This window comes from Kitasatospora sp. NPDC004531 (assembly GCF_053602195.1).
The window spans coordinates 22,261-30,186 of the sequence record NZ_JBSGDD010000086.1; the positions used below are offsets into that span (position 1 = coordinate 22,261).

Below are 7,926 nucleotides of genomic sequence, written 5' to 3' on the forward strand. Positions count from 1 at the left end.
GGAGGTGGACGATGAGCAGGCCGACACGGCGCCGGTGGACGGTGCGACCGGGGGAGGTGGCCTACCTGGTGCTCGGCCTGCCCGCGGCGCTCCTCGGCGGGGCGTACGCGCTGGCCGCGCTCTACGCCGGAGTGCTGCTCTCACTGACGGTCGTCGGCCTGCCCGTCACCGCGCTCGCCCTCACCGGCGCCCGCCGACTCGGCCACCCGCAACGCTGGCTGGCCGCCCGGCTGCTCCACGAACACGTCCCCGCCCCCGGCCCCGCCGCCCGCCCGCCCGGCCCCGCCGCCCGGATCAGGGCTGCCCTCACCGACCCCGTCGCCTGGCGCACCCTCGCCCACCTGCTGCTGCGCCTGCCGCTCGGCGTCCTCGGCCTCGCCGCCGTCCTGCTCCCCCTCGCCGGCTGCTGGCTGCTCGGCTTCCCGCTCTGGCTGCGCCTGCTGGAGGACGGCCCGCACCCCGCCACCCCGCTCGACCTCGCCGCCCCGCCGCTCGGCCTCGCCCTGCTCGCCCTCACCCCGCCCCTGCTGCGCCTCACCGCCGACGCCAACCGGCTGCTGGCCCGCCACCTGCTCGGACCGGCCCGCACCCAGCAGCGCGTCCAGGACCTCGAAACGGCCCGCCACACCCTGCTCACCACCGGCGCCGAGAGACTGCGCCGCCTCGAACGCGACCTGCACGACGGCACCCAGGCCCGCCTGGTCGCCCTCGCCATCACCCTCTCGCTCGCCGACGACCACGCCCCCGCCGACTCCCGCCTGCGCGCCCTGCTCGACCGCGCCCGGACCCAGACCGACGACACCATCGCCGCACTCCGCGCCCTCACCCGGGGCCTGCGCCCCACCGGCCTCGACGGCGGCCTCGCCGAAGCCCTGCCCGCCCTCGCCGCCGGCTGCGCCGTCCCCGTCGCCGTCCGCCTCGACCTGCCCGAACACCGCCCGGAGGAAGCCGTCGAACAGACCCTCTGGTACTGCGCCGCCGAACTCCTCACCAACATCAGCAAGCACAGCACCGCCACCGCCGCCGAACTCACCGTCACCGCCGGCCCCGACCGGATCCGCCTCACCGTCCACGACAACGGCCGGGGCGGTGCCACCGCCACCCCCGGCCACGGCCTGCACGGCCTCGCCGACCGCGTCGCCGCCGTCGACGGCGCCCTCCGGATCACCAGCCCCCCGGGCGGCCCGACCGTCGCCACCGCCGAACTGCCGCTGCGCCTTGGGTAGTTGACGGCCCATTGTCCCGGCCGTGCTACGTTGATCTGCTTTGCTCCGCCCGGAAGGAAAGCAGATGAACCTCCCCGCCCCGCACCGCCGGTTCCTCGCCGAGACGCTCCCGCGGATCCGGCAGGACGCCCGCATCGCCGGCGTCGCCGTCGCCGGATCGATCGCCGAGGGCCGCCCCGACCTCCACTCGGACGTCGACCTGGTCCTCGCCGTCGAGGACGACGCGTACGACGCCGTGATGCGCGAACGCCTCGCCCTGATCGGCAGCTGGACCCGGCTGGTGGCCGGCTTCACCGGCGAACACGTCGGCGAACCCCGGCTGATCGTCACCCTGGTCGGCCCGCCGCTGCTGCACGTGGACTTCAAGTTCGTCCGGCTCGCCGACTTCGCCCGGCGCAGCGAGGACCCGCAGGTCCTCCAGGACCGGGACGGCCGCCTCGCCGACGCGCTCGCCCAACAGCCGCCCTGCGCCGAGGAGTTCGACCAACAGTGGATCGAGGACCGGTTCTGGGTCTGGGTGCACTACGGCGCGACCAAGCTCGGCCGCGGCGAACTCTTCGAGACCGTCGCCGTCCTCACCCACCTGCGCGACCTCGTCCTCGGCCCGCTCGCCGCCCACCGCGCGGGCGCGACCCCGCGCGGCGTCCGCCGCCTGGAGACCGTCGCCCCCGACGCCGCCCACGCCCTGCGCGCCACCCTGTGCGGCTACGACCGCGCCGAGGCCGGCCGGGCGCTGCTCGCCGCCGTCGACCTCTACCGCCGGTGGTCCGGCGGCGCCGACCTCGAACGGCGCCGGCAGGCGGAGCAGCTCGCCGTGCAGTACCTGCACGAGATCGTCGAGCAGCAGCCCTGACCGGAACGGGCCGCCCACCCGACCGTCAGCCCACCTCGGCCAGGTAGGCCAGCACCGCCAGCACCCGCCGGTTGTCGGCCGGCGAGGCGTGCAGGTCGAACTTGGTGAACACCGACGCGACATGCTTCTCCACCGCCCGCTCCGAGACCGAGAGCCGCTGCGCCACGGCCCGGTTGGAGCGGCCCTCCGCCATCAGCGCCAGGACCTCGCGCTCACGGGGCGTCAGCCCGTCCACGGCGCTGCGGCGGCGGGCCCGCATCAGGTGCGTGACGACCTCCGGATCCAGCGCGGTGCCACCGGCGGCGACCCGGCGCAGGGCATCGACGAACTCCGACGTCCGGGCCACGCGCTCCTTCAACAGGTACCCGATCCCGGCCGCACCGTCGGCCAGCAGCCGGGCCACCCAACCGGACTCCAGATGCTGGGAGAACACCAGCACACCCACCCCCGGCCAGGACCGCCGAATCCGCAGCGCCGCCCGCACCCCCTCGTCGGTGTGCGTGGGCGGCATCCGGACATCCACCACCGCCACCTGCGGCCGGTGCTCGGCGACCGCCGCGAGCAACTCCTCCCCGGTGGCGACCGCCGCCGCCACCTCCAACCCGCGCACCGCCAGCAGCTCCGCCAGGCCGTCCCGCAAAATCGCCGAGTCCTCGGCCAGCACCACCCGCAGGCGATCGTCGTCCATCATCCGACCATCCTCCCGCACCACCGATCCCGCCCGCGCGGCCCGGCCCGCGCCTCACCGACCCCCAGGACCCCGGTCGCTCGGCGCACGGCACGACGGCCGGCCGGGAGTCAGCGACCAGTCGGCGTCCGCGAGGCGCAGCACCCGGTCGGCGCGGTCCGCCTGCGACGCGCGGTGGGTGACGACGAGCAGCGCGCCAGGACGGTCGCGGAAGGCCTGCTCGATGCGGAGCTCGGCGGTGGCGTCGAGCCAGCTGGTCGCCTCGTCGAGAATGGTGAGCGGTGAAGCAGCGAGGAACGCCCGTACCAGCGCGACGAGTTGACGCTCGCCCGGCGACAGGACGGCCGCGCCGACCGGCCCGTCCAGCCCGCCGTGACGGTCCGCGAGCGCCTCCGCACCGAGCACCCGCAGAGCCTCGCGCAGCCGCGCCGTCGGCAGATCCGTGGCCGGCCAGCGAAGGTTCTCGGCGAGGGTGCCGGTGAAGACGTACGGCTCCTGTGGGAGCAGCACCCGCAGCCCCGCCCGCGCGGCGGGCGACAGCCGCCCCGCCGACAGGCCCGACAGCAGAACCTCGCCGCGATCCGGACGTAGCAGCCCGGCGGCCAGCGCCGCGAGCGTCGACTTGCCGGTGCCGGACGGCCCCACCACCGCGAGACTCTCCCCGTCCCGGAGCGCCAGATCGACGTCCCGCAGCACCGGCTCCGCGCCACGCCCCCACGAGAAGCCGACCCCGCGCAACTCCAGCGCCGGCGGCCGCGACCGCCGCCGCACGGGCGGCGGCGGCACGACGGCAGGCTCCTCGCACGGCGTCGCGGCCGTCCCAGCCGTCGCGGCCAGGCGCTCGGCGGCGACGGACAGGCGCAGCCAGGACGGACCCAGCCCCTGCACCAGCAGCCGCAGCGCCGGCTCCAACGTGCCCAGCAGATACCCGAGGGCGCCCAGCAGCGCACCCGGACTCAGACCGCCCCGCAACAGCGCCGGGGCGGTCACCACCAGAACGGCCAGCGGACCGTGCACACCCAACGCGACCAGCAGATGCCGGACGGCGGCCAGCCGGGCCAGCGCCCGCCCGGCAGCCTCGTTCGCGGCGACATCGGCCAGCACCCGATCGACCGCCCGCTGCTGCGCCCCGCAGGCGGTCAGGTCGCGCAGCGCGGTCATGGTGCGCAGCGCCGAGGCGGTGAACTCCTCCTCGGTGCCGAACAGTTCACGCTGACGACGGGCCATCCGGGGGGTCAGCGCGGCGAACGCCACCAGCGACAGCAGCAGCGGCGCGCCGACCGGGACGAGCGCGGCAGGCGCGAGCGCGGCCGTGCCCGCCACCACCGCGGCGAGCGTCAGCACCAGATGCGAGACCAGCAGCAACTGCCCCGCCAGCCCGTCGCGCACCGCCTCGACCTGCCGGGTGATCCGCGCCACCGCGACGGCCGCCGCATCCGGATCCGGCCGCGTCGCAGCCGTCTGCCGCAACGCCCCGTCCGCCGTCGCCCGCAACACCCGGTCGCGGGCCGGCTCCACCACCCGCGCCAACGGACCGTAGGCGCCCCGAGCACCCCACGCCGAGACCGCCGCCGCAGCGGCGAACAGCCCCAACCAGCCCCACCCGACGGCCGGTTGGCGCGCCAGAAACCCCTTGTCGACCGCCAGCGCGAGCGCCTTCCCGGAGACCGCCGCAGGCCCAGCGGACAACACCGTCCACCCGGCCAGCCGCCCCACCTCCGGCAGCGCCCCGGCCAGCGCCACCCGCAACAACCCAGGCCCACCCCGGGCCGCCCGCCCACCATCGGATCGCGTCATGGGACGGCCCCCCGCAAGAGTCGGTGCTGAACACAAGGACGGAGCCCCGCAGGGCCGATGAGGCGCGATCCGCCCTCCGCGAGCCGAGCGGTGCCACCGGCCACCCGCAGAGCACACTTGACGACCTCGCCAGACGCCGGCGACCACCCTGGTGGGCCGTCCGGGCAGGTGTGGCGTTCCAAGCCGACCGGCCAACACAGCTGCTCTCCTGCACCGGGCCCGGGAGAGGCCGAACAACCGCCGCCGCCCGCAGTCGCGCCGTGTGGAACTCCCACCAACTCCCTTGCACCCAACACGACTTCGCCGACCCTCTCCGCGACCACCCGCCCCGACCAGCCCTCCGGGCGGCCCGATCCATCGGCGGTCGCCAGCAATGTGCGGCAGCACGCCGGCCGTCGCGACAGTGGTGCCCTCGCTTCGGCTGCTGAACGCCAGATCCCTGCCACCTGCCCGGCGGGCCGTCCTGGCTGCTCGCCTTCGGGCGGTGCCGTGGCACGCGGCACCCCGGCCGTCGTGGCGAGCGCGCCGTCGTTCCGACCGCCAACTCTCGCCCTCCCGCACCGGTTTGGCCGCGCCAGAACCTTCGGTGCTCGCCCCCAGGCAGCGCTGTGTCCGCCGCCGAAGCATCCCGGCGATCCGCATGCCGGCGCGGGCTCTGCCAACTGCCGACCACCCGGGCAGACTTGGCTGACCGGTTCGGTGATCGCATGGTCCGTGGGCCCGCCAGGTCGCCCGAGCCATGGGTGTTCGCCTCCGGGCAGTGCCTGCCGTGGTCGCCAGCGGCTCGCGGAAGTCCGGCCGTCGTGGCGGGGATGCTGCCGCTTTGACCCGCCAACTCTCCTCTCTCACGCCGGCTTGGCCATGTCCGGGCCTTCGGTGCTCGGCTCCAGCCAGCGCTGTGTCTGCCGCCGAAGCAGTGGTGCCGGTGATCCGAAGGCCGGCGCCGAGTCCGTCAACTGGTGGCCAGCCGCGCAGGCTCGGTTGTCCAAGTCGGTGATCGTGTGGTCCGTGGGTTCGCCAGGTGGCTCGAATCGTCGGCGTTCGTCTCCGGGTGGTGCCGTGGTTTGCCGTCGCTGTGTGGCAGTCGGGCCGCTGTGATGGTGGTGCTGTCGCTTCGACCGTCGGCGTGATCGTCGCCAACTCTCGCCCTCCCGTGCCGGTTTGGCCGTACCCGGGCCTTCGGTGGGTGGCTCCGGGCAGCGCTGTGTCTGCCGCCGAGACTGCGGTGCCGGTGATCGTGTGGTCCGTGGGCCCGCCAGGTCGCCCGAGCCATGGGTGTTCGCCTCCGGGCAGCGCCGTGGCCGCCGGCGGTGCGCGGTAGCCCGGCCGTCGTGGCAAGTGCGCCGTCGCCCCGATCGCCGCCAACTCCCACCTCCGCAAGCCGATTTCTCCGCTCCCGAGTGCGAGCCGTCAACGCGCGCCTCCGAAGACTGCCCCGCCCGCCGGTGGCGTTTCGCAGCCGCGCCGCGACCGCCCCGACGGTGGGCCCGGCGGGCGTCATGCGGTGGGCTCCGGCGAGTCGGGGGCGAACAGGGCCCGGTACGCGGGGGAGTGCCACAGTGTTCGGTGCGGAGCCAGTGCGCGCAGGTGGCCGGTGTCGAGCCAGGCGACCAGGTCGGCTTCGGCGGCGAGGGCGGGGCTGCGGGTGGCGCACAGCCGGGTGGCGTCGCGGGTGCGCAGGGCGGCCAGGACGGTGGCTTCGGCGGACGGGTCGAGGCCACCGGTCGCGTGGTCGAGGACGAGCAGCCGGGCGTCCCGGCACAGCGCTCGCGCCAGGCCGACCCGCTGGCGCTCGCCGCCGGACAGTGGTGCGTCGCCCGGTGGCGTGCCGTAGGCGGACGGCAGCCTCCGCAGGAACGCGTCCGCCCCGACCGCCCGCGCGGCCTCCACCAACTCCCGCTCGCCAAGCCCCTCTTGCCCGAGCCGGAGCGCGTCCGCGACCGTCTCCCCGTACAGCACCGGATCGGCGAACGCCACCGCCACCGCCGCCCGCAGCTCGCGCTCCCGGAGGGCGGCGAGGCTGACGCCATCGAGCCGCACCTCGCCCCGCGACGGTCGCAGCAGCCCGGCCCCCAGCGCCGCGACCGCCGTCGTCGCGGCATCGTCCGCCCCCACCACCGCCACCCAGCAACCGGCCGGAACCGCCAGATCGAGCCCGTCCAGCAGCGCCCCCGAACCCGCCGCCACCGCCACCCCCAGGAACTCCAACCTCCCACCCCCATGGGGAAGTTCGACATCCCCGACAGCGGGCAGCGGGGCCGCCCGGAGCTCGGCCAGCCGAACCGCGGCGGCCCGCGCCCGCGCCAGGTCCAGCAGACTCTGCGCCGCGCCGAAGCCCCCCAGCCCGACCGTGGCGTACGCCAGTGCCGCCGCCATACCCCCGGGGGTGAGACGCCCGGCGGCCAGCTCCGCGCCCGCCGCCGCCAGCACGGCCACCTGCGTCGCGGGCGCCAGCAGGCCCACCCGCCAAGCGGTCTCCCGTTGGCTGCGCCACAACGCCCGTCCGTGCGAGGAGAGTTCGGGCAGCGGACGCAGCACCCGGTCCAGCTCGGCCGCCCGCGCGCCGGCCGCGGCGATCGACGCACTGCCGTGCAGCGCCTCCACCAGTCGGGAGGCGATCGCGGACTGCGCGGCCTGGTACGCCTCGCCGTGCCCGGCGGTGCGCCGCACCTGCCGCCGGATCAGCAGCCACCCGGCCGGCGCCGCCACGAGGAACGCCGCCGCCGGAAGCGGCGACAGCAGGAACAGGCCGGTCACCGCCCCTGCGGCGGTGGCCAGTTGGGCGACGGTCTGCACCACGGCCGCCCCCGCCAGCGCGGCCTGCGGGGCGCTGCCGGTCAGCCGCGCTGCCACATCGCCGGCCGTCGGACCGCCACCCGCGCCGCCGCCCACCGCGGCACCGCCCACCGCGGCACCGCCAGCCGCGGCACCGCCCACCGCCCCCGCCCCCACCCGCCGGACCGCCTCGGCCCGCAGCGCCCCGCCCACCGCCGCCGCGCCCCCCGGCGCCGCGAACTGCGCGCCGGCCTCCGCGGCCGCCGCCACAACCACCAGCACCAGCAGCGGAGTTGCGGCACCCGCCCCAGCCCCGGCCAGCGTCCGGTCGATCGCCCGGGCGAGCGCACGGGGCAACAGCAGCGTGCACGCCGTGCCGACCGCGACCGACAGGGCCAACGCCACCGTCCAGCCCCGCTTCAGCACCAGCACGGACCGCAACACCGACACGCGCGGAACGACGGACACCACGGCTCCCCGGGTCGAACCGGACATGCGGACATGCAGGTCGCCGAGGGCCAGTCGAACAAGGCGATCGGCGTCGCGATGGGCCTCTCCGCCCTGACCGTGAAGAGCCACCTCGCCCG

At 76.2% G+C, this 7,926-nt stretch carries 5 protein-coding genes and 1 pseudogene; 3 read left to right on the forward strand and 3 right to left on the reverse strand.

The window, feature by feature from the left end:
* Nucleotides 1-11 precede the first annotated feature (11 nt).
* Complete coding sequence (locus ACWEMJ_RS27275; protein WP_452139781.1) at nucleotides 12-1,226, forward strand: sensor domain-containing protein; 1,215 nt, start codon at nucleotides 12-14, stop codon at nucleotides 1,224-1,226.
* A 64-nt stretch (nucleotides 1,227-1,290) separates the two neighbouring features.
* The gene (locus tag ACWEMJ_RS27280; RefSeq protein WP_452139782.1) at nucleotides 1,291-2,079 is read left to right on the forward strand and encodes a nucleotidyltransferase domain-containing protein; all 789 of its coding nucleotides are present in this window, start codon (nucleotides 1,291-1,293) and stop codon (nucleotides 2,077-2,079) included.
* Nucleotides 2,080-2,104: 25 nt separating this feature from the next.
* On the opposite strand, the gene ACWEMJ_RS27285 is transcribed toward ACWEMJ_RS27280, so the two are convergent.
* The 3 genes from ACWEMJ_RS27285 to ACWEMJ_RS27295 all read right to left on the reverse strand — a co-directional run bounded on the left by ACWEMJ_RS27285 (nucleotide 2,105) and on the right by ACWEMJ_RS27295 (nucleotide 7,807).
* Entirely contained in the window at nucleotides 2,105-2,767 is a 663-nt protein-coding gene (locus ACWEMJ_RS27285) for a response regulator transcription factor (RefSeq protein WP_452139785.1), read from the reverse strand.
* A gap of 54 nt (nucleotides 2,768-2,821) precedes the next feature.
* A complete protein-coding gene (locus ACWEMJ_RS27290; protein ID WP_452139783.1) occupies nucleotides 2,822-4,564 on the reverse strand; it encodes an ATP-binding cassette domain-containing protein in 1,743 nt (580 codons plus the stop codon).
* A 1,497-nt stretch (nucleotides 4,565-6,061) separates the two neighbouring features.
* Entirely contained in the window at nucleotides 6,062-7,807 is a 1,746-nt protein-coding gene (locus tag ACWEMJ_RS27295) for an ATP-binding cassette domain-containing protein (RefSeq protein ID WP_452139784.1), read from the reverse strand.
* Between ACWEMJ_RS27295 and ACWEMJ_RS27300 the strand changes: the two are divergent.
* Nucleotides 7,744-7,926 (forward strand): annotated as a pseudogene (locus ACWEMJ_RS27300) (LuxR C-terminal-related transcriptional regulator); the annotation flags it as partial. The gene ACWEMJ_RS27295 and the pseudogene ACWEMJ_RS27300 sit on opposite strands and share 64 nt — an antisense overlap.

What these genes read in the sequence shown, in the direction of transcription:
- ACWEMJ_RS27275 (WP_452139781.1), top strand. Translation starts at nt 12, where the DNA reads ATGAGCAGGCCGACACGGCGCCGGTGGACGGTGCGACCGGGGGAGGTG.
- ACWEMJ_RS27280 (WP_452139782.1), top strand. Translation starts at nt 1,291, where the DNA reads ATGAACCTCCCCGCCCCGCACCGCCGGTTCCTCGCCGAGACGCTCCCG.
- ACWEMJ_RS27285 (WP_452139785.1), bottom strand. Translation starts at nt 2,767, where the DNA reads ATGGACGACGATCGCCTGCGGGTGGTGCTGGCCGAGGACTCGGCGATT.
- ACWEMJ_RS27290 (WP_452139783.1), bottom strand. Translation starts at nt 4,564, where the DNA reads ATGACGCGATCCGATGGTGGGCGGGCGGCCCGGGGTGGGCCTGGGTTG.